We start from the raw sequence: 23,409 nt of genomic DNA, 5'->3' as shown, positions 1-23,409 counted from the left end.
TGAGCCTGCGCCTTCAACCTCGGTGTCGTCTCTGCGAAAGCAGGGACCCATGACCACCGGCCATCGTTGTTGAGTGCAGCGGAAGTTCTGCATCTTGCTCGCCTCGCTGAATCTCTGGCGATGCGTGGGATTGATACCGTCGACTATCCGTTAGATCACGCGGTATGGGTCCCGGCGTTCGCCGGGACGACGGCGGTTTTGGCTTCATTCCACAACGCGTCCATCTCCTCCAGCGATGCCCCCTCCAGCGAACGCCCCTGCGCCGCCAGCGCCTTCTCGATATAGGCAAAGCGCCGCTCGAACTTGGCGTTGGTCGCACGCAGCGCCGCTTCCGGATCGGCGTCGACGTGGCGGGCGAGGTTGACCAGCGCGAACATCAGGTCGCCGGTTTCCTCCGCGATCTCCGCCTTGTCGTTGCGGTCGAGCGCGGCCTCGATCTCGTCGGCCTCCTCGCGGATCTTGGCGAGCACCGCGCGCGGGTCGTTCCAGTCGAAGCCGACGGTGGACGCCTTGCGCTGCAGCTCCATCGCGCGCGTCAGGGCAGGCAGGCCCGCCTTCACGCTCGCCAGCAGCGATTTGTGCGCAGTCTCTTCGGGCGGCCGCCGCGCGGCGCGCTCGGCCTTCTCCTCGGCCTTGATCCGTTCCCAGGCGCTCTTGACGCCGGCCGGCTGGATATTGCCGTCCTTGTCGGCGAAGACGTGCGGATGACGGCGGATCATCTTCCTGGTGATCGCCTCGACCACATCGCCGAACGCGAACGCGTTCTGCTCCTCGGCCATCCTGGCGTGATAGACCACCTGCAACAGCAGGTCGCCGAGCTCCTCGCGCAAATCGTCGAGATCGCCGCGCGTGATCGCATCCGCAACCTCATAGGCCTCCTCGATCGTGTAGGGCGCGATGGTCTCGAAATTCTGCACGAGGTCCCAGGGGCAGCCGGTCACCGGCGTGCGCAGCGCAGCCATGATCTCGATCAGGCGGGAAATGTCGCGGGATGGGGTCATGGGGCACCGGCATCAAAGAGGTATTGGCTTTATGCCAATACACCCCTCCCGATCCCAGTAAAACACGCCGGAATCGCGACGCTGTCCACGGATTGGCCACGGCGCCGTCAGGTGCTAAATCGCGTTCCATGACCGATCAGAATGCTTCCGACACCGCGCTGGTGCTGTTTTCCGGCGGCCAGGATTCCACCACGTGCCTTGCCTGGGCCTTGTCGCGCTTTGCCCGCGTCGAGATGCTCGGCTTCACCTACGGCCAGCGCCACGCGATCGAGCTCGATTGCCGGGACCAGCTGCTGGCCGGGATCAGGCGGGTCCGGCCGGAATGGTCTGCGAAACTCGGCGACAGCCACACGCTTGATATCCCGACGCTGTCCGAGATTTCCGACACCGCGCTGACCCGCGACGTCGCGATCGAAATGGGCGCGGACGGCTTGCCGAACACCTTCGTGCCCGGCCGCAACCTCGTGTTCCTCACCTTCGCTGGGGCGCTCGCCTATCGGCGGGGGATCCGCCACATCATCGGCGGCATGTGCGAGACCGACTATTCCGGCTACCCGGATTGCCGCGACGAGACCATCAAGGCATTGCAGTCCGCGCTCAATCTCGGCATGGCCAGGGATTTCGAGCTGCACACGCCGCTGATGTGGCTCGACAAGGCCGCGACCTGGCGGCTCGCGCACGAGCTCGGCGGAGCAGGGCTGGTCGACCTGATCCGCGAGCACTCGCACACCTGCTATCTCGGCGAACGCGGCGCGCAGCACGATTGGGGCTATGGCTGCGGCGAATGCCCGGCCTGCAGCCTGCGGGCCAAGGGCTGGCGGGAGTACGTCGCGCAGGGTGGCCCGTAACCGTGGACTGATGGCCCCGCAGGGGCGCACGGCCAAAATATCGAAAACAACCCCATGCAAAGGAGTCGGCGGCTGCCGGCGTTCGACACGGCAACTTGACACGTCGGGCAACTCAGCGGTATTCTTCTATTATCCAGAAATCGTCCCAGGCCCGGCTCGACCGGGCGATCCGGTATGCTGCGGCTTCTCGGCTCCAGCACTCCCGTCTCTGGAATCCGTGCGCGCGGTTCTCTCCCCGTCGTCGTCCCGGCGAAGGCCGGGACCCATACGCCGCGGCAGGCGTTGTGGGTGGGACTCGTCGTTCCAGCATCGCGTAACAATTTGCATTTGGGGTTATGGGTCCCGGCCTTCGCCGGGACGACGATGAGGATGAGTTCGCGATTCAAGGCGACCCACCACGCGATGACATCACCCGCGCATGCGCATGTAGGTAATCATGGCATTCGAGGCTACTCGAAATCCCCCGCCGTCAGCACGATCGGCTGGCCGTGCGGGGTGCGGTCGGCGGCGTGGTCCCAGGCGTCGCGGTAGCGGTGCAGTGTCTCATGCGTCGTGACGCCCTTGGCGGCGACGAGATGTTCGAGCGTCGCGAGCCAGTGCTGGTAATAGGTCTCGCCGGTGTCGGGATCGCCGGCCGCCTGCGCGCGCTTGATCTGGTCGGCGAGCGCGGCGGCCCATTCGGGCCAGGTGAACACGCCGCGGTCATGCAGCGTCAAGGCCATGGCGAACGCCTGCGCCTCCCACGGTGCACGGAACACCGGGCCGTCCTGGTCGCGGGGAATGCTGGACACTGCGCTGGTGGCGCGCGCGGCGGCACCTGCATCCATCACACGGCCTCCAGATACGGCTCGAACGCGTCGATCGAGACCTTGATGGTCGGATCGGAGTCCGGGCCCCACAGCTCGCGTCCGTCGAACACGACGGTGTACAGCCACTGCGGATGTTCGCCGGCGTCGTTGGCCACGGTATCGGGAAATACGTGACAGCCATGATCGCGCTCGACCACCCCGACGTGACCGCGCACGTAGCGTGGCAGCCGTGTGTGCGTCGCGGGATGGATGTTCTTCGCCCGCACCCGATCGCCGGCCTTGAATTTCGCAGGTCCCGGCGCGGCGCGGCCGAACTTGCCGCGCACCATCACGCGCTCGACATCGGCGACGGAGAACTTGCCGTGCTTGAGCGATTTCGCCGGCGCGACGGAACGTCCGGCGGCGACATCGTCGTTCGAGACGAAGCCCTTGTCGAGCAGCAGGGCCTCCAGCCCGAGCAGCCATTTCCTGTAGTAGGAGCTCGACAGATAGACCTGCGGCGGCAGGGTCTCGCGATAGAAGCGCGAGGCGTCGATGTTGAAGGCGCCGGCTGCGCCCATCGCACGGACCATGGCGAGCACCCGGGATTCCCATTCCTCATGGAACATCGGCTCGTTCGGCTCGGGCTCGACCTTGCCGAACCCGTCCATGCCGCCCATGTCGTGGACGCCGTTCATGACGGCGCCCCCGGTTTCTTGGGAAAGCCGGTGCCGATCATGGAATCGCGCGTCACCAGCTCGGCGAGCTGGTCTTCGCTCCAGCCCTCGGTGCCTTCGGGCCGCATCGGCAGCACCAGGAAACGCGTTTCCGCGGTCGAATCCCAGACCCGGATTTCCGTCTCCTTCTGCAGGCTGACGCCGAAATCGGCGAGCACGCCGCGCGGATCCTTGACCGCGCGCGAGCGATACGGCGACGCCTTGTACCAGACCGGCGGCAGCCCGAGCATTTCCCAAGGATAACAGGAGCACAATGTGCAGACGACCATGTTGTGGCGGCCGGGTGTATTCTCGATCGCGACCAGATGGTCGCCGACCCGGCTGACATGGCCGAGGGTGCCGACCGCCTTGCTGGCGTCCTCGAGCAGCGCCTTCTTGAAGGCGGGATCGGTCCAGGCCTTGGCGACGACCCGGGCGCCGTTATGCGGGCCGATCTTGGTCTCATAGGCCTGCACGATGGCGTCGAGCGCGGCAGCCTCGACATAGCCCTTCTCGGTCAGGATCGATTCCAGCGCACGGACGCGCAGTTCGGTCTCCGACAGTTCAGAATGGTCGTGATCGTGGTGGTGATGATCATGTTCGCTCATGCCCACAGAATAGGCGAAACCGTCGTGCTATGTCGAGGCAGGCAGTACACAAGAATGCGAGCGGGGAGGTATGCGTGGTTGACTATGTGACGATCGAGAAAGGCCTCGGGCCGGAGGGCCGCATCGCCGTGGTGCGGTTCGACCGCGGCGACGGTATCAACGCGCTGTCGCCGGAGGCGCTGCGGCAGCTGACCGACGCAGCGCGCAGTTTCGAGGACGATAGCGAGACCTCGGTGGTGGTGCTGACCGGCGGCGCCAAATCGTTCAGCGCCGGCTTCGACCTCAAGGACGCCGAGGGGCGTTCTCGCCAGACCATGGACATGGGCACGCTGCGCCGGCACCTGAAGCTCGGGCCGCGGCTGACGCGCGCCTGGCAGGACATGGAGCAGGTCACGATCGGCGCGATCGAGGGCTTTTGCGTCGGCGGCGGCGTGGCACTCGCGGTCGCGCTGGATTTCCGCGTCATGGCGCGCGACGCGCATATGCGGGTGCCGGAAATCGCGCTCGGCATGAACATGAGCTGGCAGAGCGTGCCGCGCATGCTGCATCTGATGGGACCGGCGCGCACCAAGCAGGCGGTGATCCTGGCCGACGACCGGATCTCGGCCGAGGAGGCCTACGAGTGGGGCCTGGTGGAGCAGGTGACCGATCCTGGAAAGTCATATGACATCGCGATGGCGCTCGCGGCCAAGGTCGCTGCCCAGCCGCCGATCTCGGTCGCGATGACCAAGCTGACGGTCAACCGGCTCGCACATGCGCTCGACGATCTCGCCAGCCACATGGACCTCGACCAGTTCGCGCTGGCGAGCCTGACCGAGGATCACAAGGAAGGCGTCGCGGCCTTCCTCGGACGGCGGAAGCCGCGCTTCAAGGGGCGCTGATGCGTGTCGTTCAAGAGCCTTTCCAGGCTTCGGAATGGCGAAGGCCCTGACGCCGGGCCGGTGCGTCAGGGCCTTTGCGGTGCGGAGACGACCCCAGCACCTTTGCGGGCCCTGGGGCCGACGCTGGGGTCATCCGCCTGCACCGTTGTCGAGACCGAGCAGGCAGCGCGCACCATGCGCCCATCACCGGCATCCGCATTTGCCTATGTGAATCGCGCCTCTCGATCCTAGGTTCCCGAGATCAAGGCTGCGCAGTGGCGAGCGATCGTTGCTTCCTCGTTTGTCGCCATGACGAGCACGTCCACTGAACTGTCCTTGCCAGCAATGTGCAGCTCTGCCGCGGCGTTGGCGCATGGATCGAGCTGGACACCCAGCCATCGCAGGCGTTCGCAGACCTGGCTGCGAACTTCGCCCGCGTGCTCGCCGATACCGCCGGTGAACACCAGGCATTCCAGTCCGCCCAGCGTGCCAGCCATCGCGACGACCTGCTGCGCGATGCGGAACGTGAAGAGATCAACCGCTTCCTTCGCGGCGGGCTCCTGGCTGGCGAGCAAGACACGCATGTCGGAGGAGATGCCCGAAACGCCGAGCAGCCCCGATTGGTGATAAAGCAGCTGCTCAAGGTCGTCGACCGACATGCCGTTCTGCTGCTGGAGGTAAAGCAGAACGCCCGGATCGATCGTGCCGCAACGGGTCCCCATGACCAGGCCGTCGAGCGGCGTCAGACCCATCGTGGTGTCGATGCTCCGGCCGTTGCGCATGGCGCACAGGCTCGCGCCATTGCCGAGATGCGCCACCACGGCGCGCTTCGAGGAAAGCTCCGGCGAGATGTCGGCAAGGCGGCCCGCGACATATTCAAAGGAGAGACCGTGAAAGCCGTAGCGCCGAATGCCGGCGCGTTCGAGATGTCTCGGGATCGCAAACCGATTGACGGGCGGCGCGAGGCCATGATGGAACGACGTGTCAAAGCATGCGACCTGCATCAGTTCCGGCCGGATCGCGCTGATTGCCCGGATTGGCGTCAGGCAGCGAGGCTGATGCAGCGGCGCCAGCGGGGTGAGGGCGTCGAGGACGGCAAGCACCGTCCGGTTGACTTCGACCGGTCGCGGAAATTCGCGGCCGCCGTGTACGACGCGATGCCCGACGGCACGCAGCCGCTCGCCGAGATGATGTTCGATCCGTGCCAGGACATCGGCGAACAGCCGATCGGGCGACGCATCTGGTTCGGCTTGCTCCAACGCGAACGACGCGCGGCCAGCCGGATCGGTGAAGACCAATCGCGAGGCGCCCTCGTGCTCATCGATCTGCGCCTTGCAGAGCAGCTTGGGATCGGCATGTGAAGCATCGAAAACGCCGAACTTGATGCTCGACGAGCCGGAGTTGACGACCAGAACCGCATTGGAGGTCGGCATGGCTCAACCGCCGGATTTGGCAGGGGTGGCGCCGCCGGTGCCGTTCGGCCAGACCCAGTCTCGAACCTCCGGCATGTCCTCGCCATGCTCGCGCACATATCGCGCATGCGCGATCAGGGCATCCCGGTATCCTTGCTTGATCTGTGCGGCCTTGGTGGCGAGCCCCGGCACGCGCTCGATCACCTCGATCGCGAGATGATAGCGGTCGAGCCCATTGAGAACGACCATGTCGAAAGGTGTGGTCGTCGTGCCTTCCTCGACAAAGCCGCGCACGTGCATGTTGTCGTGATTGGCCCGGCCATAGGTGAGCCGGTGGATGAGATACGGGTAGCCATGGTAGGCAAAGATGACGGGGCGATCGCGCGTGAACAGGCTGTCGAAGTCGCGATCGCTGAGGCCATGAGGGTGCTGTTGCATCGGCTGCAGCGTCATCAGGTCGACGACGTTGACCACGCGGATCTTGAGGTCGGGGAGGGCCTTGTGCAGCAGATCAACGGCGGCAAGCGTCTCCAGCGTCGGAACGTCACCCGCGCAAGCCATCACGACATCGGGCTCGCTTGTGGCATCCCCGGTTCCGGCCCACGTCCAGATGCCAATGCCAGCGTCGCAATGGGTGGCGGCGTCCTGCATCGAAAGCCATTGCGCGGACGGTTGTTTGCCGGCGACAATGACATTGATCCGATCGTAGGTCCGCAGGCAGTGATCGGCGACCCATAGCAGCGTGTTGGCGTCGGGCGGGAAATAGACACGGACGATGTCGGCCTTCTTGTTGGTGACCAGATCGACAAAGCCGGGATCCTGGTGGCTGAAACCGTTGTGATCCTGGCGCCAGACATGCGACGTCAGCAGGTAATTGAGCGAGGCGATCGGACGCCGCCACGCTAATTGGCGCGAGACCTTCAGCCATTTGGCGTGCTGGTTGAACATTGAATCCACGATGTGGATGAACGCTTCATAGCAGGAGAAGAAGCCATGGCGTCCGGTCAATAGATAGCCCTCCAGCCAGCCCTGGCAGAGATGCTCGCTGAGGACTTCCATGACACGGCCGTCTTGAGCGAGATGGACATCATACGGCTCGGTCGGCTCCATCCAGACCCGGTCTGTGGCTTCGAATACGGCATCCAGCCGGTTCGAGGCGGTTTCGTCAGGCCCCATGATGCGGAAATTGCCGGTATCGGCATTCAGCTTGAGGACATCGCGCAGGTATTTTCCGAGCTCGTGGGTCGCTGCGGCGACCGTCTGACCCGGATGCTTCACGTCGACGGCAAATGCGCGGTAATCCGGCAGCCGGAGCTCGCGTTTCAGAAGGCCGCCATTGGCGTGCGGATTGGCGCCCATCCGGCGGTTCGCGGTCGGGGCGAGGGCCTGGAGCTCCGGGATCAGCGCACCATCCTTGTCGAACAGTTGCTCTGGATGATAGCTGCGCATCCAGTCTTCAAGCAGCCTGAGATGCGCGGGGTTGTCGCGGACTTGCGCGATCGGCACCTGGTGCGCGCGCCAAAAGCCCTCGACTTTGAGCCCGTCGACTTCCTTCGGTCCGGTCCAACCCTTCGGACTGCGCAGCACGATCATCGGCCAGCGCGGCCGCTCCGATCGTTTGCCGCCGCGCGCCTCGGTTTGGATCTTGTGAATGGCTGCAAGCGCCTCATCCAGGGCAGCGGCCATGGCGCGATGCATCGGCATCGGATCGTCGCCCTCGACGAAAAGCGGCTCATGTCCGTAGCCGCGAAAGAGGTTGCGGATTTCCTCGTCGCCCATCCGCCCGAGCACCGTCGGATTGGCGATCTTGTAGCCGTTGAGATGCAGGATCGGCAGCACCGCGCCGTCGCGCGCGGGATTCAGGAACTTGTTCGAGTGCCAGGATGCAGCGAGCGGACCGGTTTCCGCCTCGCCATCGCCGACGACGCAGGCCACGATCAGATTGGGATTGTCGAATGCCGCGCCATAGGCGTGGACCAGCGAATAGCCGAGTTCGCCACCCTCGTGGATGGAGCCGGGCGTTTCCGGTGCGGCGTGGCTTGGAATACCGCCGGGGAAGGAAAATTGCCGGAACAGTTTGCGCAGACCGTCGATGTCGCGGCCGACATCGGGATAGATCTCGCTATAGGTGCCCTCGAGATATGTGTTCGCCACCATGCCCGGACCGCCGTGTCCCGGACCGCAAATGTAGATGACGTTGAGATCGCGCGCGCGAATGACCCGATTGAGATGGGCATAGACGAAATTCAGGCCCGGCGTGGTGCCCCAATGGCCGAGCAGGCGGGGCTTGATGTGTTCCTTGCGCAGCGGCTCGCCGAGCAGCGGATTGTCGAGAAGATAGATTTGCCCGACCGAAAGGTAATTGGCGGCGCGCCAGTAGCGGTCGAGCAGGTCGAGATTGCCGGCGGTCGTTCTTTGTTCGATGGTTGCTTTCATGGAGCCAACTCCTCCCCAAAACTATCACAACAGCTACAGGTTGATCCGCCGGTGATGATCGTGCTCGACTGATGGCGGGGCCGGGCGGGACGTCGGGCAGCGATAGCGGCGGCGGTTCTTGGCTGCGGTTCTTGGCTGATGCATTGCGTTCGCCGGCTCCAACCGCAGGCGCCGACCCTCGTTCCTTCGTTTGCCGCCTTGGAGCCGCGCACCCGCACACCCTAGCGGTGACGGCGACTGGTTTGTTCTTCGGCATCGGCAAACGAGCCATCTCCGGGCGGGATCACCGGTCTCTCATATGTAAATGCCGGAACCAGGCAGAGAGATGACAAGCGGCAGCGACTGATGTTTCGACCGCGATTCGATATCCGCCATAGTCAGCCGAAGGTGCAGTTGATGAATCTCATCGACCGCTACTTTTTCGCCGCAACGATCACTGTGACAATTGTACTCTGGCTATACCTCGGGTTGCTGGTGGCCGGTAGCTGACGGCGCGCGCCTGGAAAATCGGGACCACCCTCCGCCTTGAATTCCCGCTCTTTGAAATGGGCCATGACCGCTGTCCTAACGGTGCGCGGAACGACGCGCCTGGGAAACCCAACCGGCGGGAGAACGTTAACGCCTCGATCATCCGCGAAGATCAACTGGCAGAGGTACTGCTATGCGTACGATCTTGATCGTGGAGGACGAGTATTTCATTGCCGATGACTGTGCCACGCTGGCACGACAGGCCGGCTATCACGTCGTCGGCCCGTTCGCTTCGATCGACGAAGCCCGCCCGCACGCGTCCGGAGCGTCCGGCGCGCTGATCGACATCAACGTCAATGGAACCTCGTCCTACAAGTTGATCGACACCCTGCTTGCGATGGGAACACCGGTCACCCTGTATACCGGCTACGACCCCAGCACGCTGCCCGAGAAGTATGCGCACCTCCCCGTGGTAACCAAGCCGCGCGGGTGTGCGGAGGCTCTCGGGATCTTGTGCAAGCAGATGAGCGTCGCCGAATAGCTGGCGAGCTGAACGCAGATCGGTGCACGCGCCGCGGGCTGGCCGCGTCCGATCCGGCAGGACGCCGTAGGAACTGTTTTGCTGAATTGCCCGTCGGCGCCTGTCGCTTGGCCGAATGGCCATCTCCGGCGCCTCGGGCTTCCGGCACAGCACTTTGTTGGCAACTTTCCTGGTCGAGGCGTGTTGTCTCCTCATCACCGGCCAAAGCTTTGCCCGTAGACGTCGGTGGCTGAGAGACCGATTGTGCTCCCGCCTGCATAACAGAGAGCACGCCATGCCCATCGAGCGGCAAATCTATCGTCTTTCCAATTACCGTGATCTCGACGATACAGAGCGGATGATCCGGGTCGTCGAGCATGCGCGTAAACTCCTCGCCGAAAGCCGCGCCAGCACGTTTCTGGGCCGCAAGACGCAGGAACCCTTCCCGCAGGCGGAAAGCCAATATGGAATCCTGAACCCTGACCTGTGTTGAGCTTTCGCACCTTGCGGAGGCGGAGCCATGGGGTGATTACTGTATCAGCCCCGCCAGGGAGCAGGCCATGAAGCGGCGCATCGACGCCGGCGACGACCGCGTTCGAACAATCTTCGATGTCTCATGAGTTACGTTTGTCGCACCGCCTCGGAGCAAAGCCGCTTCGGACTTATCACATGACAGGGCGGCGGCAGCGATCGGGTGACATGTTTCGTCGATGATCGATCCCCTGTTCGCCCGCGCTCAGCTTGCCATCGAAGAAAGTCTCACGTTGCGCGCACAGAAGCGATCGCTCGCGGATCAGCGAGACGATCAGCTCGCCGAGTTGCGGCAATCGGTGCGTAATTCCGCGAGCACGCGCATGGAGATCAAAGCCCACCGCGACAACGATACGTAAGGCTTTCGCTGGTGCGGGCGGGCACCTGCAATATCCCGACCGGCCGGTGGGTCGACTAGCGGGCGTCGACTAGCGGGCCTTGATGAAGCGTTCGAGATGCATGGAGAATTCGTAGCTCAGCGCCAATCGTCGCCAGGACTTGGCCAGCAACTCGTAATCCTTGCGCGTCCTTTCGACGCCGGACGTCGAGGCCAGACGGTCGGCCTCGTCGGCCAGTTGCCGGCATTCCGCGATCCGATCCGTTGAATCGTGCAGTGTCGCTGTCCTTCCTGAAAACGATGGGAGGATGCATCACGCCGCCGGTTCGCCGGAGATCGTGGACCGAGACAATCAGACAATATGAGCGTCACCCGGCCTCAAGGTCCTGAGCTGCGCGACGACGAGGCGCAACTCGTTTGCCAATTGGGCGTTACGGATGCGGGTTTCCGTGACGGTTGAGAGGTCGGCGATCAGCGCGCTCTCTGCGGCCGTCTGCTCCAGCAGCTCGATACGTCTTTCGATCTCGGTCATTATGCACCCCCGTCCGATATCGTGACCGGGGTATCGTGAGGCCCTCTGCAGACCTCCGCACTAACATTTGCAAATGCTCCAGCGGATTATTCGTGTCCAGCAGCGTCATTGCCACGCAGGATCATGCCGGCGAGCCCGTGCGCCATGGCGCGATGATCGAACGGCTTCTCCCACAATGGAACGTCCGCGAATTCGCTGCTCAGCACGATCTTGTCGTATCCCGAGGTGAACACCATCGGCACGCCGCGCGCCTGCAGCTCGCGCGCGACCGGATAGATCATCTGCTTGCGGATGTTTACATCGAGCACCGCTCCATCGATCACGCCGCCGTCTTGAAGGATACGAAGCGCATCGTCGATGTCACCGGCCGGCCCGGCGATATCGGCACCGAGCGCACGCAGCGCGCTGCGCATGTCGTCGGCAAGGAAATATTCGTCTTCGACAATCAGGACGCGCCGTCCGGTCAGGAGAGGGCGTTCGCGCAAAGGTGCAAATTCAGACATGTCGATTCGGGCCGTACCCGGCGTGATGTCGTCGCAAAATTGGAACATAAGCCGAATGCTCGCCTTGTTGTAAACAATATTGGAAAAGGCAGGTTCCATGTCCAATCGGGACATCATCGTCATCGGCGGTTCGGCTGGGGCGACTGCACCGTTGAAGGAGATTCTGGGCCGGCTGCCGGTGGATCTGCCGGCCGCGGTCTTCATCGTATTGCACATACCGTCTCACGGCATCGGCATTCTCTCCACGGTCGCGAGCGCAGCCGGCAAGCTGCCGGTCCGGCAGGCGGAAAGCGGCATGGTCATCGAAAATGGTCACGTCTATCTGGCGGCGCCGGACCACCATCTGCTGATCCAGAACGGCCACCTGATGCTCGGCCGCGGGCCACGCGAAAATCTGGTCCGGCCGGCGATCGACGCGCTGTTTCGCTCGGCCGCACTGCACTATGGACCGCGCGTGATTGGCGTTGTGCTCAGCGGCCTGCTGTCCGACGGCGCGGCGGGCCTGAACGCGATCAAGCGCTGCGGTGGGGTCGCACTGGTTCAGGAGCCCCAGGACGCTATTTCCGATGAAATGCCGCTCAGGGCATTGGAAGCGACCACGGTTGACCTCTGTATCCCGGGTGCACGGCTTGGCGATGTGCTGTCCGATCTGGTCCGGGAGCGGCCCGGCGCGATCCTGCCGATTCCGCCGGAGATCGTGCTGGAGGTGAAAATTGCGGCGGGCGAGCGCGTCGGCAGCGATACGCTGGTCGAGATTGCCGATCCCGCGCCGCTGACCTGTCCGGGGTGCGGCGGCGTCCTTTCCGAGCTCAAGGTCGGGCACCCGCTGCGATTCCGCTGTCAGGTCGGTCACGCCTATACGGCCGACGCGCTTGCCAAGGAGCAGGAGGGCCGGGTTGACGAGGCGCTTCGGGTCGCACTCCGCATCATCGAGGAGCGCGCCGAACTGGTGCACCGGATGGCCGAGGACGGCCGCCAGAGCGGTCGCCCGGCGGTCGCGCAAATGTATGACGCGCGCGCCGCTGAATATCGCGAATACGCCGATATGATCCGGCGAGTCATGCTACAATCGCTCGATCCGAAGCGACCGGTGCGGAAGGAACCGTGATGGCCAGCGCTGAGCATGCGAACTGGGCCGAACAGCTGCGGTCCGAACGTGCGCTGCTGGTCAAGGCGGACGTCGATATCGAGGAGGGCTGGAGGCGGCTGCGCGGCCAGCAGGATCTGCTGGATTGGCTGCAACGGGCCGGTCACGACACTGTGCAAGCCGAGCGGCTGGTCGGCTTGCTCAAGCAGACCTTGATCGAGTGGGAGCGGCATCGAACCCTGATCGTGCAGCGGGTCGCATATCTCGAGGAGCGGGTGACATCGCACTAGCGCCCGGGAGGAGGATCGGGGATGCGCCTCTGCGCCCTGAACTCCGCTCCAAATTCGAACATGTGGTCAAACTGCTGCAGGACGCGCTGGCGCCAGAGGTCGTTCTCGTCGATGAGGCGATGGGCTTCTGCAGTCGCCCGTTCCGCACGCCTGATCAGGGCTGTGAGCTCTCCGGATCCATCTATCGTCGGGTCGCCTTCCATCACCTAACTATGACCCTTCCGGTTTTGGAGGGCAATCGATCCCGGAGTCGAGGTTCCCGGGAGGTTGGAGAATTCCTACCTATCCCGTTGGGATAGGACTAAACTCTGCTATCAAAAGACGCGGGCGAGACGCCAGCAGGAGAATGAGAGCCGCTGCAATCATGGATGATGTTGGCCAATCCCAGAGCGGAGACGAAGAGCGCCAGTCCAAGGCGCCGCTGATCATAGGTGTGGGCGCGTCCGCCGGCACCCTCGACAGCATCGAGCGGTTCTTCTCGAAGCTGAGGCTCAATCCGGACCAGGCCGTCGTGCTCGTGTTGCAGTACCGGGATGCCATCGAGGACACCCGGTTGCGCGAAGCGTTGCAGCGATCGGAAGGCGCCCGGCTGTCCGAGATCAGCGACGGACAGCTCGTCGAGGGTGGCACGATCCATCTGTGTCCGTCCGACATGATCACCACCGTTCATGGCGACCGTTTCGCCGTGCGGCGCGCCGAGCAGGCGCGCGCCGAGCGGGCCACCATCGACAGTTTCCTGGTGTCGCTGGCGGAGGAGCGCGCCGAGGAATCGATCGGCGTGGTGCTGGCCGGCACCGGTGGCGACGGCACGCTCGGGGTCGCGACCCTGAAGGATCATGGCGGCCTGGCGATCGCCGAGCGCATCGGGGATGGCGAACCCGATCCGCACGCGGAAGGCAATTCGGCCGTGGCGATCGCGGATTTTGTGCTGCCGCCCGAGGCCATTCCCGAGCATATCGACGTCTATGCCCGCCACCTGCGCCGGCTCGAGGAGAAGCAGGGGTTCGACGAGGTGCTGGCCGCGGCGGCAACCTCGCTTGCGCGCATTGCGGATATCCTTCGCAACAAGACCGGCAACGATTTCCACGGCTACAAGCAGAACACCTTCCTGCGCCGCGTTCAGCGCCGCATGCAGGTGGTGCAGATCGACGATATCTCCGCCTATGTCGATTTCCTGAGAAACGACAAGGACGAGGCGCAACATCTGTTCAACGACCTCCTGATCGGCGTCACGGAATTCTTCCGCGATAAGAAGGAGTTCGATGTCCTGGAAACCCAGATCATCCCGAAGATATTCGAAGGGAAGGGTGCCGGCCAGCAGGTGCGTGTCTGGGTGCTTGGCTGCGCGACCGGCGAAGAGGCCTATTCGATCGGCATCCTGCTGCGCGAGCATATGGCCGGTCTCGACTCGGTGCCGCAGGTGCAGATCTTCGCGACTGACATCGACGGGCGCGCGCTCGCCGCCGCGCGCGTCGGGCGCTATCGCACCAGCATCGAGAACGATATGACGCCGGAACGGCTGGCGCGCTGGTTCGTGCGCGAAGGCGACACCTACTGCGTCGTCAAGGAGCTGCGCGAGATGTGCATTTTCTCGCAGCACAACGTCATCAAGGACGCGCCGTTCTCCAAGCTCGATCTGATCTCGTGCCGCAACCTCCTGATCTATCTCAATGCCGAGCTGCAGAACCGCGTCATTCCGCTGTTCCATTTTGCGCTGCTGCCGGACCGGTACCTGTTTCTCGGCAATTCCGAGAACGTCACGCGGCATCCGAAGCTGTTCGCGCCGGTCGACCGGCGCGCACGCATCTTCAAGAAGCTCGAGACCGGGACGCGGCTGCCGCCGGAATTCCCGATCACGACGGCGGCCGGTCGAGCCGCGATCGACATACCACCGGTCCGCTCCATCGGTCCCGATGTCGGCCTCGAGCGCCGCGCCCAGCGCATCGCCGAGCGCTATGCGCCGGCCTATGTGATCACCGACGACCACTTTCACATCCTGCATTTCTCCGGCCGCACCGGCCGCTATATCGAGCCGACCGCAGGCACGGCGACCCTCGACCTGCTGCAACTCGTGCACCGCGACCTCAGACTTGAGCTGCGCACGGCGCTCAGCCGTGCCGCGGAAACCAACGAGGCCGCGCATGCCGAGCAGGTGCAACTCGGCGTCAACGGGCATCGCGTGCTGGTCGACATCACGGCCGAACCAATTCTCGACGGCCCTGCGGGTCACCGCAATTTCGTCGTGCTGTTCAAGGATGGGCCGATCCGCCCTGTGGATCGCGCCGAAACCAATCCCAACGTTCTGGTCAGGACCGAGCATGTCGAGCGGCTGGAGAGCGAGCTGCGCGCCACCCGTGAGCGGTTGCAGGCCACGATCGAGGAGCTCGAAAGCACCAATGAGGAACTGAAATCCTCCAACGAGGAGTATCAATCGCTCAATGAGGAGCTGCAATCCGCCAACGAGGAACTAGAGACCTCGCGCGAGGAATTGCAGTCGGTCAACGAGGAGCTGACGACCGTCAACGGCGAGCTGGCGCACCGCGTGCAGGAATTGACCCGCGCCACCAGCGACCTGAAGAACTTCCTCGAGAGCACGCAGATCGCGACCGTGTTCCTGGACAACGATCTGAAGGTGATGAACTTCACGCCGGCGATCACGCATTTGCTGCATCTGGTCGAAACCGATGTCGGCCGCCCGATCGCGCATATCAAGGCGCGTATCCCGATCGAGGAGCTCTACGACGATGTGCGGCGCGTGCTGCGGACGCTGGCCAGCGCCGAGCGCGAGCTGACCGCGCCCGACAGCGGCACGCGCTATATCGTGCGCATCCTGCCGTACCGCAGCATCGACAATTTCATCGCCGGCGTCGTGATCACCTTCATCGACGTCACCGCGATCACGCGGGCCGAGGAGCGGCAGCGGCTGCTGCTTGCCGAGCTGCAGCATCGCGTGCGCAACACGCTCGGCGTGGTCCGCTCGATCGCGCGCCGCTCGGCCGAGACCAGCGCGAACGTCGAGGACTACGCATCGCATCTCGACGGCCGGCTCAACGCCTTCGCGCGGACCCAATCGCTGGTGACCCGCGATCCGGAAGGCGGCGTCGACCTCGAATATCTCGTGGTCGAGGAATTGCTTGCGTACAACGCGAAGGAAGGCGAGCAACTGAAGGTCGCAGGTCCCAGGATCCGGCTCCAGCCCAAGGCCGCGGAGACCTTCGCGCTGGCACTCCACGAGCTCGCAACCAATGCCTTGAAGTATGGCGCGCTGAGCGATACGGCCGGGCGCATCGACGTCTCATGGCGCATCGATGATGCGGCCGATCCGCGGCAACTGCTGTTCGACTGGCGCGAGCGCAACGGGCCCGCGGTGGCGCCGCCGCGCCGCAGGGGATTTGGATCCGATCTCCTGGAGCGGACGCTGGCGTTCGAGTTCAAGGGCAAGAGCACGCTCGAGTTCAATCCGTCGGGACTGCACTGCACGATCGCCATACCGATGAACCCGCAAGCCATCCATACGCCGAGCATGGGGAGCTAGATGCATCCCCCGATCCTCGAGGGAAATCTGGCGCAGCCGGTGATCCGGCGGCTTAACGCCCTGCGGCAATTGTCCGAACGCGGGGTCGCGTTGCTGCAACAGGCGATCCAGGAAGGGCTGCATCGGGCCCGCCCGGGCGAAGACCTCGCCACCGAGGGCGATCCGGTCGAGAGCGTCAGGATCATCCTGTCGGGCTGGCTCTGCCGCTACAAGACGCTGCCGGACGGCCGCCGCCAGATCGTCAATTTCATCCTGCCGGGCGACAGCTGCGACGCCTGCGTTTATCTGCTGTCGGTGATGGATCATTCGATCGGCGCGCTGACCCCGGTCACCTATGCCGACATCAAGCGGCCGGCGTTCGAGCAACTGCTGGCGAGCGACCGTTCGCTGGAGGAGGCGCTGTGGTGCGAAACCATGGTGAACAGCGCGATCCAGCGGGAATGGACGGTCAATATCGGACGGCGCGTGGCGCTGGAGCGGGTCGCGCATCTGTTGTGCGAACTCCATGAGCGCCTGCTGCCGGTTGGAATGATCGACGGCGATTCCTGCCTGTTCCCGGTCACGCAGATGGATCTCGCCGATGCCACCGGCCTGTCGGTGGTCCACGTCAACAGGACGCTGCAGGAGCTGCGCGGCTCCGGCCTGATCGTGCTGCGCGATCGCATGCTGACGATCAACGACCTGAAGCTGCTCAAGGATACGGCGCTGTTTTCGGCCGACTATCTGCACACCAAGCGGCGCGGCTGAGACGCGGCAAGGCGGCTCTATGCTGCTCCCCCTGAAATCGCGACGGATGCCGGCGCGGCTGGTGCGCGAGGCGCCGCAGGCGTTCGCTGATGCGATCCTTGAAATGTCGCAGCGAGACTGATGCAGATGCAGGCGCGTGTCATTTTGCAGAGCGTACTGTCGATCTGAACGTGACAGTGATTTGTCACGACGAAGACAGCGCGACGGTGGCCGCGCAAGATTTGGATACGGCTGTTAACATACTTGAACTCCTCTCGCGCGGTCTCGCGCTACGATGCAGTTCGATCCACGAGGGCAGGGAGGCAATCATGCTCGATGGAGAGACGGCGGCAGTGCTTCGCGCGGTGCTCGACGAGGTCTGCGGAGGCGTGCCGCGCTCGGATACGACGAAGCGGACCAACGTCGCCTCTGGATTGCTGCGGGCCATTCGCGAGGGACGCTCGTCAATCGATGAGCTGCGCATCGCAGGCCAAGCCGCGTTGCGCACCGCCCCGAGCATGTGGCGCTAGGCGGTCTGATCGGGCAATCGCAGCGGCACGATTGTGCGTCGCACATTTGCAGACGTTAGTGCCGGAACTGACTTCGACGCGCATGCTCTCGCGAGCTGACGCGCCGACCGGCCGTCAGCGCTAACCAGGAGAACCCCGCTACGACCCCAGCTCTCCATCCCTGAGCTGGGGTCACTTGTGTCGAACAGGGAGTGGAGCCACAGCGATCGAGTAGAGCGTCGAGGGCTCCTCGATCTCGTCCTCCGGTCACGTCCAGCCGCCATGATGGTGAAGGAACGTTCAGGAAAGTTCCGATCCTGTTCCTGCAACATGCGCGGACGCCAGTCGTTATCACGGCGTACTAGAAAGGAGGATGCCATGACGAAGCTTACTTACGCTCTTGCCGCGGTTGCGGCACTCTCGATAGCGGCACCGACCGTTGCGAGCGCGCAGGGTGTGGGCATCTATGTCGGCCGCGACCACGGCTACTACGGCGATCGATATTATGGTGGTCCGCGCGTCGACGTATACCGGCATGACCGGGGCTGGCACCACGGCTGGTACAACCATCATCGCGACTACTACCGCGACCGCGGCTTCGTGATCCGTGGTCATGACTGGGACGACGACTAACGGTGTTGGTCGCACGTCGCGATCAGCAGATCGCGACGACCAATGAGGGCCTCGCATCGGCGGGGCCCTTTTTATTGGCCTGCCGCATCGCGCCGGTTCGTCCGCGTAGGAACCTTGGCTTCTCCACCAGATTGTCAGGACGGGAAGGACGGAGGAGGTTTTCATGAACCAGTTGATTTATCTGGTCGGACTGATCGTGGTCATTTTGGCGATATTGTCGTTCTTCGGGCTGCGGTAGGCGCGTCATGGATAACGAGCGAGGGCTTGCCGTGTCCGCCGCCAACAGGACCGGGCTTCGGCTGCAATGGAGTCCGGTCATCGCCGGCGCGCTGGCTGCGGCGGCGCTGTCGGTGATCCTGATCGGCTTCGGCGCGGCGGTCGGGTTGGGTGTCAGTTCAAGCTCGCCGTCATGGCGCGACGCATCAGCCGCGCTCGCGTTGCTGTCGGGGCTGTATCTGATCCTGCAGGCATTGGTGAGCTTCGGCGTCGGCGGCTACATCGCCGGCCGGGCCCAGCGCGTGATCGGCGCGACGCCATCCGACGAGATCGACAGCCGCGACGGGCTTCACGGCCTGACCGCCTGGGCGCTCGCCGTCATCCTCGGTGCTACGATCGTCGCGCTGGTTGGCCTGTCAACCGCGCGTCCGGTGGTTCAGAACCGGCCATCTGCGACGGCCGCGGAGCCGCTGCTGAGCGCCGAGCTCGACCGCCTGTACCGGTCAGTGCGGCGTCCGGCCAATCTCGATATCGGCTATGAGCGGGCAGAGGCCGGTCGCATCCTGCTGACGAGCTCCAGCCGCAGTGGCGTCAGCTCCGACGATCGCAGCTATCTGATCCAGCAGGTGGCGGCCGCGACCGGTCTGCCTGCTGCGGAGGCGGAGAAGCGCGTCGACAGCGTGATGGGCGATGCCAGGACCGCCATCCAGCGGTCGCGGCGCAGCGCGGTGATTTTGGCGTTCTCGGTTGCAGCGGCGCTGCTGTTCGGTGCGGTCGCCGCGTGGGCCGCGGCCGGCGCGGGCGGCCGTCACCGCGACGGCGCCGCGCCGGAGTGGATGGGCGGTAGGCCGACGACGGCCGTGCCGATTGTCTGATGCAGTTGTGAATGTCCTTCAAAGGAGACGATGATGGCAACGATCTTGGTGATGGATCACTCCGGCGACACGCGGCAGCAGTTCGATCCCGACAACAGTGAGCAGCTGGCCTGGGCGAATGCTCGCTTCACCCAGCTCACGTCGGATGGCTACACCGCCGCAATCCGGCAAGCGACCGGAGAGGCGAAGTTGGTCCGCGCGCTCGATCCGACCGCCGAGGAAACCCTGTTCTATCCGAGGCTGGTCGGCGGCTGACGCCATGCTCGCCCGTCTGCGCGAGATGTCCCTGCGGTCCGTGCTCCGGCGCGCCGCCAGCACGCTGGGTGCGACGCTGGCCGCGATCTGGGATCGCTGGCAGGCCTATGAGCGAATTGAGGCGCGCGGACTTGCGCTGCTGTCCGCGTGGCTGTCACCCGAGCAGCGGGCGCAGTTCGAAAAGTATAAGCGCTTCGACGTCATCGGCTCGGAGTCCGGCAAGCGATACCGGATTTGCTATGGCACCTCGACCAACGTCTATGAGATGGACAGCGGCGATCGCATCGTGCTGGGCTGGTGCTTCCGGCCCGTCGGTGCGCTGGCGGCGGGCGACGTGATGCTTGCCCAGAAGATCGCGCTCGAAACCGACGAGCGCGGGACGCTCTTGGTCGCCAAGCCATTCCCGAGCTCCATGCCACCACGCGCAAATCTCCCTCCGGTCAGTTAGCGCTCGGACCGGGCGGCCCCGATTGGCGCGAACTGTTGCGCGTTGCCGGGGGAGGAACGTCGATCTTCCCGCCGGGTTGTCGGATGCCGACTTGCAATGGACCTCGTCATGCGCGTCAACACGTCATCTTCGCTGAGCCTGATCTTCCGCTCCTACCTTGCGGACTTGCGACAATGGATGACGCGCCTCGTGACCGGCTACGCGTTTGCATGCAGCTTCATGCTGGCGGGTGCGGTCTCGCTTCTGATCGCGATCGGGATCGGCGTTGGCGCGGCTTTCCACGCCCTTGAAGTGCATTACGGCATCTGGATCGCATATGCCGTGATCGGCGGCGCCTTTGTCCTCCTCGGGATCCTGGGGCTCGTCATGGGCCGCGTGCTGCTCGCGCGTCCTGGGCCGGCCGTGCCGCGCCCGGGCCGACAGGCCGACATGCTCAAGCGCGCGATCGCAGTGCCCGTCGCCGCGCGGGTGATCGCCACCACTCGGACGGGAGCAGGGGCGAGCATAGATCCCACCACCCGCGCACTGGCCGCCGGGGCTGCAATCATGCTTGTCGGCTGGTTTGCTGCATCGCGCGCCCGGCGTCAGCGCGACGCGATCCAGGACTAGCGATGGCTACGCTGCGCAATTGGCCGAACGACCTGATGCTCGCCGGTGCAACGGCTCTGGCGACGTTGGCGATCTCTCGCCAGCTGTCCCGATCGGAGCGGCCGTCCGTTCTGGAACAGGGCGTCGAACCCATGCTAGCGGAAACGCAAGATCGTGGACGGCTCGCCGACACGCCGCTCGAGATTCCGACTGCCGGCTGGAAGGACATTCTGCTCCGCACCTATCAGCAGATCGACGAGGACCGTCTGCTGGCAACCGCGGCCGGCGTCGTGTTCTACGGCTTGCTGGCGATCTTCCCGGCGATCACCGCGCTGGTCTCGAGCTACGGCCTGTTCGCCGATCCGTCCACGATCTCATCGAACCTGCAGAGCCTGGCGCTGATGCTGCCGGAAGGCTCGTTTGCGATCGTCCAGGACCAGATCGCGCGCGTGCTCGCGAAGGGGACCTCGACGCTCGGCCTGACCTTTGCCGCCGGCCTGCTGATCGCGATCTGGAGCGCCAATGCCGGCATGAAGGCGATCTTCGATGCGCTCAACGTCGTCTATGACGAGAAGGAAAAGCGCAGCTTCGTCAAACTCAATCTGATGTCCCTCTCGTTCACGATCGCCGGGCTGATTTCCATCATGCTGATGGTCGGAGCGGTGGTCGTCGTCCCGCTTCTGCTACAGCAGGTCGGACTGGGCACGACGGCCGAGCTCGTCATCCGGTTCGGACGGTGGCCGATCCTGGTGCTCCTGCTCCTCACCGCGCTCGCGGTGCTGTACCGCTATGGTCCGAGCCGAACCAGGCCGCGCTGGCAGTGGCTCAGCGTCGGCGCCGTCGCAGCGGCCGTGCTGTGGCTGGCCGGCTCGGTGCTGCTCTCCTGGTATCTGGCGAACTTCGGCGATTACAACGCGACCTATGGCTCGCTGGGGGCTGCCATCGGTCTGATGACGTGGATGTGGATGTCCGCCATCATTGTGCTGTGCGGGGCAGAGCTGAATTCAGAGATCGAGCATCAGACCATGCTCGATTCGACCGAGGGCCGCCGCAAGCCGCTCGGAGCGCGTGGCGCAACCATGGCCGACACGGTCGGCAGGGCGTCTTAGCCGGCGCAGACCCCGCAGCAGCGCACCCGGCAATGAGCATAGGAACCAACGGCATGACCCGCGCTTATGCCAAAATGGTTGAGATCAACGTGCTGGAAAAACCGATCGAGCGGATCAAGCAAACCTGCGAGCTGATGGGCATCGCGGACAGGTTCGACCGCGCGCTTCCCGAACTCGAGACCTTCCTCGAAGCCGAGATCGCGCAGGGCGAAGTCCGCGAGTCGAAGCTGACCCTTGATGGACTCTGCTACCTGCGCCAGCTGCTGGCGCAGGCGTGAGGTATCGACATGGCATTCTCTGAGGAAATGAACCGATGCGTCGAGACCTGTCTGTCCTGCTACAGGACCTGCCTGGGCACGGCCATGAACCATTGTCTCGTCACCGGCGGCAAGCATGTCGAGCCGGCGCATTTCCGATTGATGATGGCTTGTGCGGAAATGTGCCGGACGGCGGCCCATTTCATGCTGATCAACACCCCGCACCACAAGCACACCTGCCGGGAATGCGCGGAGATCTGTGGTGAATGCGCTGAGGATTGCGAGCGCGTCGGCGGCATGGACGAATGCGTGGCGATGTGCCGTGCCTGCGCGGAATCCTGCCGCAAGATGGCGGCCTGACGGCGCGAGTTCCCCGTTCGGTCAATCGGAGCTGACGTAGTGGGCGCGCCAGAGCAGCGCCGTGACGATCAGGGCGATGACCCCGGCGGCAATCACGATCCAAGGTACATAGTCGGCCATTGGCACACCTGACGCTCCGCTTCGCGAGCCGAGCCTTTGCGAGCCAGGGCCGCGAAGCGGAGCCGTGTAAGTCTAGAGTTGCGCGTGTTGGGTGGTCGGGCGTGAGATCTGGCTGAGCGCCATGCCCGTACCATCGCTGGCCTGGATCAGGGCGATATCCCCGAGGGCGATGATTCCGACCAGGCGCTTGTCCCGGCTCAGCACCGGCAGGCGCCGAACCTGGATCGCACCCATGTTCTGCGCGATGTCGTCGAGCTCCTGATCCTCGAAACAATACTTCACCTCGGCCGTCATGACGTCGCCGACCCGCGAGTCGGGGCCGCGAAGCGCGATGTCGCGGTCCGTGATCATGCCGACCAGGCGCTCGCTATCGGTAACCGGCAGCAGGCCGACGCCAAGCGCTGCCATCGCTTCTGCAGCATCGCGGAGCGTATCGTCGGGGGTGCACAGCTGGACGTCAGGTGTCATCGCGTCGCAAACCTTCATGATAGCCTCTCCATTTGGCTGGTTGCGTCAACGGCCTAACGATGCCGCCCGGAACGGCGTTCCTAACAAGGCGAGGCGGATGGCAATGTTGGTCCAGGTCGGATGAAGCGGCATGTCCCGCTCCGTGCCTAGGCTACGCCGGGATAGGTCGCCGACTTCAGCAGGCGTGCAAGATGTGCCGCGTTGGCCGCAAGCATGGCGGTGGTCTGCACAGTCTTGTCGTAGGGCTTTTCGAGGTCCTTGTAGTCGGTCGGGGAGGGATCCTTGCCCCGCTTCAGCGTGCGGTTCAGCGCAATGGCTTTCAACGCATCGGATGGCATCGCACCGGCTCCTTTCCTTGGGAGCCAATGCAGGC

The 23,409-nt window shown here is 64.2% G+C and carries 28 protein-coding genes; 18 read left to right on the top strand and 10 right to left on the bottom strand.

Going from position 1 to position 23,409, the window contains the following annotated elements:
- Window positions 1-155: 155 nt before the first annotated feature.
- Window positions 156-1,001: a nucleoside triphosphate pyrophosphohydrolase gene (mazG, locus tag ACVI1L_RS35085; RefSeq protein WP_057016581.1), complete on the bottom strand. Its 846-nt coding sequence runs from the start codon at window positions 999-1,001 to the stop codon at window positions 156-158.
- Window positions 1,002-1,129: 128 nt separating this feature from the next.
- Between mazG and queC the strand changes: the two genes are divergently transcribed.
- The gene (gene queC, locus ACVI1L_RS35080; protein ID WP_168856406.1) at window positions 1,130-1,849 is read left to right on the top strand and encodes a 7-cyano-7-deazaguanine synthase QueC; all 720 of its coding nucleotides are present in this window, start codon (window positions 1,130-1,132) and stop codon (window positions 1,847-1,849) included.
- A gap of 449 nt (window positions 1,850-2,298) precedes the next feature.
- Here the strand turns inward: queC and ACVI1L_RS35075 are convergent, their stop codons facing one another.
- From ACVI1L_RS35075 to nthA, 3 genes are read right to left on the bottom strand one after another with little or no spacing between them, the layout of a single operon-like run.
- A complete protein-coding gene (locus tag ACVI1L_RS35075; RefSeq protein ID WP_229192093.1) occupies window positions 2,299-2,676 on the bottom strand; it encodes a nitrile hydratase accessory protein in 378 nt (125 codons plus the stop codon).
- Entirely contained in the window at window positions 2,676-3,335 is a 660-nt protein-coding gene (gene nthB, locus ACVI1L_RS35070) for a nitrile hydratase subunit beta (RefSeq protein ID WP_456784979.1), read from the bottom strand. Before nthB ends, ACVI1L_RS35075 begins: the two co-directional genes overlap by 1 nt.
- The gene (nthA, locus tag ACVI1L_RS35065; RefSeq protein ID WP_456784978.1) at window positions 3,332-3,961 is read right to left on the bottom strand and encodes a nitrile hydratase subunit alpha; all 630 of its coding nucleotides are present in this window, start codon (window positions 3,959-3,961) and stop codon (window positions 3,332-3,334) included. The genes nthB and nthA overlap by 4 nt, the downstream gene beginning before the upstream one ends.
- Window positions 3,962-4,035: 74 nt before the next feature.
- Here nthA and ACVI1L_RS35060 point away from each other — a divergent pair, with 74 nt between their 5' ends.
- The gene (locus ACVI1L_RS35060; RefSeq protein WP_253608579.1) at window positions 4,036-4,842 is read left to right on the top strand and encodes an enoyl-CoA hydratase/isomerase family protein; all 807 of its coding nucleotides are present in this window, start codon (window positions 4,036-4,038) and stop codon (window positions 4,840-4,842) included.
- A gap of 227 nt (window positions 4,843-5,069) precedes the next feature.
- Here ACVI1L_RS35060 and ACVI1L_RS35055 read toward each other — a convergent pair whose 3' ends face one another.
- Entirely contained in the window at window positions 5,070-6,254 is a 1,185-nt protein-coding gene (locus ACVI1L_RS35055; RefSeq protein WP_456784977.1) for an acetate/propionate family kinase, read from the bottom strand.
- Window positions 6,255-6,257: 3 nt separating this feature from the next.
- Complete coding sequence (locus tag ACVI1L_RS35050; protein ID WP_456784976.1) at window positions 6,258-8,669, bottom strand: phosphoketolase family protein; 2,412 nt, start codon at window positions 8,667-8,669, stop codon at window positions 6,258-6,260.
- Between the two features lie 661 nt (window positions 8,670-9,330).
- On the opposite strand from ACVI1L_RS35050, the gene ACVI1L_RS35045 reads away from it, so the two are divergent.
- The 3 genes from ACVI1L_RS35045 (at window position 9,331) to ACVI1L_RS35035 (ending at window position 10,547) form a co-directional block, all read left to right on the top strand.
- Window positions 9,331-9,678, top strand: coding sequence for a response regulator (locus ACVI1L_RS35045; RefSeq protein WP_057018642.1), 348 nt, complete (start codon window positions 9,331-9,333; stop codon window positions 9,676-9,678).
- Between the two features lie 274 nt (window positions 9,679-9,952).
- Window positions 9,953-10,150: a hypothetical protein gene (locus ACVI1L_RS35040; protein ID WP_057018643.1), complete on the top strand. Its 198-nt coding sequence runs from the start codon at window positions 9,953-9,955 to the stop codon at window positions 10,148-10,150.
- 217 nt (window positions 10,151-10,367) lie between these two features.
- Complete coding sequence (locus ACVI1L_RS35035) at window positions 10,368-10,547, top strand: hypothetical protein (protein WP_057018644.1); 180 nt, start codon at window positions 10,368-10,370, stop codon at window positions 10,545-10,547.
- A 330-nt stretch (window positions 10,548-10,877) separates the two neighbouring features.
- Here the strand turns inward: ACVI1L_RS35035 and ACVI1L_RS35030 are convergent, their stop codons facing one another.
- Both ACVI1L_RS35030 and ACVI1L_RS35025 read right to left on the bottom strand, forming a co-directional pair.
- Window positions 10,878-11,057: a hypothetical protein gene (locus ACVI1L_RS35030; RefSeq protein ID WP_229192086.1), complete on the bottom strand. Its 180-nt coding sequence runs from the start codon at window positions 11,055-11,057 to the stop codon at window positions 10,878-10,880.
- 86 nt (window positions 11,058-11,143) lie between these two features.
- Window positions 11,144-11,683, bottom strand: a complete 540-nt coding sequence (locus tag ACVI1L_RS35025) for a response regulator (RefSeq protein WP_309143529.1) — start codon at window positions 11,681-11,683, stop codon at window positions 11,144-11,146.
- Here ACVI1L_RS35025 and ACVI1L_RS35020 point away from each other — a divergent pair.
- From ACVI1L_RS35020 to ACVI1L_RS34960, 13 genes are all read left to right on the top strand, one after another.
- Window positions 11,658-12,668, top strand: coding sequence for a chemotaxis protein CheB (locus ACVI1L_RS35020; RefSeq protein WP_057018645.1), 1,011 nt, complete (start codon window positions 11,658-11,660; stop codon window positions 12,666-12,668). The two genes, ACVI1L_RS35025 and ACVI1L_RS35020, sit on opposite strands and share 26 nt — an antisense overlap.
- Complete coding sequence (locus ACVI1L_RS35015; protein ID WP_057018646.1) at window positions 12,668-12,937, top strand: hypothetical protein; 270 nt, start codon at window positions 12,668-12,670, stop codon at window positions 12,935-12,937. The genes ACVI1L_RS35020 and ACVI1L_RS35015 overlap by 1 nt, the downstream gene beginning before the upstream one ends.
- A 364-nt stretch (window positions 12,938-13,301) precedes the next feature.
- Window positions 13,302-16,472 (top strand): CheR family methyltransferase, encoded by a 3,171-nt coding sequence (locus ACVI1L_RS35010; RefSeq protein ID WP_456784975.1) that lies wholly within the window; start codon window positions 13,302-13,304, stop codon window positions 16,470-16,472.
- On the top strand, window positions 16,473-17,219 hold the full coding sequence (locus tag ACVI1L_RS35005) for a Crp/Fnr family transcriptional regulator (RefSeq protein ID WP_456784974.1): 747 nt from the start codon (window positions 16,473-16,475) through the stop codon (window positions 17,217-17,219).
- An 89-nt stretch (window positions 17,220-17,308) separates the two neighbouring features.
- On the top strand, window positions 17,309-17,728 hold the full coding sequence (locus ACVI1L_RS35000) for a hypothetical protein (RefSeq protein WP_456784973.1): 420 nt from the start codon (window positions 17,309-17,311) through the stop codon (window positions 17,726-17,728).
- Window positions 17,729-18,085: 357 nt separating this feature from the next.
- Window positions 18,086-18,340, top strand: a complete 255-nt coding sequence (locus ACVI1L_RS34995; RefSeq protein ID WP_028331979.1) for a hypothetical protein — start codon at window positions 18,086-18,088, stop codon at window positions 18,338-18,340.
- A gap of 245 nt (window positions 18,341-18,585) precedes the next feature.
- Window positions 18,586-19,431 (top strand): hypothetical protein, encoded by an 846-nt coding sequence (locus ACVI1L_RS34990; protein ID WP_253623873.1) that lies wholly within the window; start codon window positions 18,586-18,588, stop codon window positions 19,429-19,431.
- Window positions 19,432-19,464: 33 nt separating this feature from the next.
- Window positions 19,465-19,686: a hypothetical protein gene (locus ACVI1L_RS34985; RefSeq protein WP_050385371.1), complete on the top strand. Its 222-nt coding sequence runs from the start codon at window positions 19,465-19,467 to the stop codon at window positions 19,684-19,686.
- Between the two features lie 4 nt (window positions 19,687-19,690).
- Window positions 19,691-20,134: a hypothetical protein gene (locus ACVI1L_RS34980; protein WP_456784972.1), complete on the top strand. Its 444-nt coding sequence runs from the start codon at window positions 19,691-19,693 to the stop codon at window positions 20,132-20,134.
- A 96-nt stretch (window positions 20,135-20,230) separates the two neighbouring features.
- Window positions 20,231-20,743 (top strand): hypothetical protein, encoded by a 513-nt coding sequence (locus ACVI1L_RS34975; RefSeq protein WP_456784971.1) that lies wholly within the window; start codon window positions 20,231-20,233, stop codon window positions 20,741-20,743.
- Window positions 20,744-20,745: 2 nt separating this feature from the next.
- A complete protein-coding gene (locus ACVI1L_RS34970; protein WP_456784970.1) occupies window positions 20,746-21,831 on the top strand; it encodes a YihY/virulence factor BrkB family protein in 1,086 nt (361 codons plus the stop codon).
- Window positions 21,832-21,884: 53 nt separating this feature from the next.
- Entirely contained in the window at window positions 21,885-22,109 is a 225-nt protein-coding gene (locus ACVI1L_RS34965) for a hypothetical protein (protein WP_028331984.1), read from the top strand.
- Window positions 22,110-22,118: 9 nt separating this feature from the next.
- Window positions 22,119-22,448 carry a four-helix bundle copper-binding protein gene (locus tag ACVI1L_RS34960; RefSeq protein WP_028331985.1) on the top strand — a complete coding sequence of 110 codons (330 nt, stop codon included), beginning with the start codon at window positions 22,119-22,121 and terminating at the stop codon, window positions 22,446-22,448.
- Window positions 22,449-22,640: 192 nt separating this feature from the next.
- Here the strand turns inward: ACVI1L_RS34960 and ACVI1L_RS34955 are convergent, their stop codons facing one another.
- Complete coding sequence (locus tag ACVI1L_RS34955) at window positions 22,641-23,054, bottom strand: CBS domain-containing protein (protein WP_456784969.1); 414 nt, start codon at window positions 23,052-23,054, stop codon at window positions 22,641-22,643.
- Between the two features lie 128 nt (window positions 23,055-23,182).
- On the bottom strand, window positions 23,183-23,374 hold the full coding sequence (locus ACVI1L_RS34950; RefSeq protein ID WP_456784968.1) for a hypothetical protein: 192 nt from the start codon (window positions 23,372-23,374) through the stop codon (window positions 23,183-23,185).
- Between the last annotated feature and the right edge of the window lie 35 nt (window positions 23,375-23,409).

Source organism: Bradyrhizobium sp. USDA 4516 (genome assembly GCF_054055915.1).
Note: the sequence above shows the minus strand (reverse complement) of the source record. Positions and strands in the feature narration are given on the sequence as shown.

What these genes read in the sequence shown, in the direction of transcription:
- mazG (WP_057016581.1), bottom strand. Translation starts at nt 1,001, where the DNA reads ATGACCCCATCCCGCGACATTTCCCGCCTGATCGAGATCATGGCTGCG.
- queC (WP_168856406.1), top strand. Translation starts at nt 1,130, where the DNA reads ATGACCGATCAGAATGCTTCCGACACCGCGCTGGTGCTGTTTTCCGGC.
- ACVI1L_RS35075 (WP_229192093.1), bottom strand. Translation starts at nt 2,676, where the DNA reads ATGGATGCAGGTGCCGCCGCGCGCGCCACCAGCGCAGTGTCCAGCATT.
- nthB (WP_456784979.1), bottom strand. Translation starts at nt 3,335, where the DNA reads ATGAACGGCGTCCACGACATGGGCGGCATGGACGGGTTCGGCAAGGTC.
- nthA (WP_456784978.1), bottom strand. Translation starts at nt 3,961, where the DNA reads ATGAGCGAACATGATCATCACCACCACGATCACGACCATTCTGAACTG.
- ACVI1L_RS35055 (WP_456784977.1), bottom strand. Translation starts at nt 6,254, where the DNA reads ATGCCGACCTCCAATGCGGTTCTGGTCGTCAACTCCGGCTCGTCGAGC.
- ACVI1L_RS35050 (WP_456784976.1), bottom strand. Translation starts at nt 8,669, where the DNA reads ATGAAAGCAACCATCGAACAAAGAACGACCGCCGGCAATCTCGACCTG.
- ACVI1L_RS35045 (WP_057018642.1), top strand. Translation starts at nt 9,331, where the DNA reads ATGCGTACGATCTTGATCGTGGAGGACGAGTATTTCATTGCCGATGAC.
- ACVI1L_RS35040 (WP_057018643.1), top strand. Translation starts at nt 9,953, where the DNA reads ATGCCCATCGAGCGGCAAATCTATCGTCTTTCCAATTACCGTGATCTC.
- ACVI1L_RS35035 (WP_057018644.1), top strand. Translation starts at nt 10,368, where the DNA reads ATGATCGATCCCCTGTTCGCCCGCGCTCAGCTTGCCATCGAAGAAAGT.
- ACVI1L_RS35030 (WP_229192086.1), bottom strand. Translation starts at nt 11,057, where the DNA reads ATGACCGAGATCGAAAGACGTATCGAGCTGCTGGAGCAGACGGCCGCA.
- ACVI1L_RS35020 (WP_057018645.1), top strand. Translation starts at nt 11,658, where the DNA reads ATGTCCAATCGGGACATCATCGTCATCGGCGGTTCGGCTGGGGCGACT.
- ACVI1L_RS35025 (WP_309143529.1), bottom strand. Translation starts at nt 11,683, where the DNA reads ATGACGATGATGTCCCGATTGGACATGGAACCTGCCTTTTCCAATATT.
- ACVI1L_RS35015 (WP_057018646.1), top strand. Translation starts at nt 12,668, where the DNA reads ATGGCCAGCGCTGAGCATGCGAACTGGGCCGAACAGCTGCGGTCCGAA.
- ACVI1L_RS35010 (WP_456784975.1), top strand. Translation starts at nt 13,302, where the DNA reads ATGGATGATGTTGGCCAATCCCAGAGCGGAGACGAAGAGCGCCAGTCC.
- ACVI1L_RS35005 (WP_456784974.1), top strand. Translation starts at nt 16,473, where the DNA reads ATGCATCCCCCGATCCTCGAGGGAAATCTGGCGCAGCCGGTGATCCGG.
- ACVI1L_RS35000 (WP_456784973.1), top strand. Translation starts at nt 17,309, where the DNA reads ATGCGATCCTTGAAATGTCGCAGCGAGACTGATGCAGATGCAGGCGCG.
- ACVI1L_RS34995 (WP_028331979.1), top strand. Translation starts at nt 18,086, where the DNA reads ATGACGAAGCTTACTTACGCTCTTGCCGCGGTTGCGGCACTCTCGATA.
- ACVI1L_RS34990 (WP_253623873.1), top strand. Translation starts at nt 18,586, where the DNA reads ATGGATAACGAGCGAGGGCTTGCCGTGTCCGCCGCCAACAGGACCGGG.
- ACVI1L_RS34985 (WP_050385371.1), top strand. Translation starts at nt 19,465, where the DNA reads ATGGCAACGATCTTGGTGATGGATCACTCCGGCGACACGCGGCAGCAG.
- ACVI1L_RS34980 (WP_456784972.1), top strand. Translation starts at nt 19,691, where the DNA reads ATGCTCGCCCGTCTGCGCGAGATGTCCCTGCGGTCCGTGCTCCGGCGC.
- ACVI1L_RS34975 (WP_456784971.1), top strand. Translation starts at nt 20,231, where the DNA reads ATGGACCTCGTCATGCGCGTCAACACGTCATCTTCGCTGAGCCTGATC.
- ACVI1L_RS34970 (WP_456784970.1), top strand. Translation starts at nt 20,746, where the DNA reads ATGGCTACGCTGCGCAATTGGCCGAACGACCTGATGCTCGCCGGTGCA.
- ACVI1L_RS34965 (WP_028331984.1), top strand. Translation starts at nt 21,885, where the DNA reads ATGACCCGCGCTTATGCCAAAATGGTTGAGATCAACGTGCTGGAAAAA.
- ACVI1L_RS34960 (WP_028331985.1), top strand. Translation starts at nt 22,119, where the DNA reads ATGGCATTCTCTGAGGAAATGAACCGATGCGTCGAGACCTGTCTGTCC.
- ACVI1L_RS34955 (WP_456784969.1), bottom strand. Translation starts at nt 23,054, where the DNA reads ATGAAGGTTTGCGACGCGATGACACCTGACGTCCAGCTGTGCACCCCC.
- ACVI1L_RS34950 (WP_456784968.1), bottom strand. Translation starts at nt 23,374, where the DNA reads ATGCCATCCGATGCGTTGAAAGCCATTGCGCTGAACCGCACGCTGAAG.